This is a genomic window from Blastococcus sp. CCUG 61487 (genome assembly GCF_005222955.1).
In the GTDB taxonomy this organism is placed as follows: Bacteria; Actinomycetota; Actinomycetes; order Mycobacteriales; family Geodermatophilaceae; genus Blastococcus.
Map to the genome: position 1 here is coordinate 1 of NZ_LWUA01000269.1, position 372 is coordinate 372.

1 protein-coding gene is annotated in these 372 nt (G+C 66.4%); it reads right to left on the reverse strand.

Going from position 1 to position 372, the window contains the following annotated elements; genetic code table 11:
* Positions 1-57 precede the first annotated feature (57 nt).
* A partial coding sequence (locus A6V29_RS17660) for an integrase core domain-containing protein (RefSeq protein WP_137161526.1) occupies positions 58-372 on the reverse strand: 315 nt, incomplete at its 5' end.

Consider the following 372-nt stretch of genomic DNA (forward strand, 5'->3'; position numbering starts at 1 on the left):
GCACTCGTGGCCGACTACTACCCCTCCCTCTAGGGCCAAAAGCACGCTTTTGGCCCCCTAGATGTTCTGCCCTGACAGGTTGGTGACGCGGCTGGCGGGAGGTCGACCGCCGAGGGCGGTGTGGCCGCGGTGATGGTTATAGCGGTGCAGCCAGTCTGGATAGGCAGCGGCCCGCTCTGCGTCACTGGCGTAGTCGGCGGCGTAGGCCCATTCATCGGCCAGGGTGCGGTGGAAACGCTCGACCTTGCCGTTGGTCTGCGGCCGGTAGGGGCGGGTCCGCTTGTGGACGACGTCGCCGAGGGCGTCGCGGAAATCGAAGGATCGGTAGCAGTTGCCGTTGTCGGTCAGCACCCGCTTCACGCTGACTCCGCA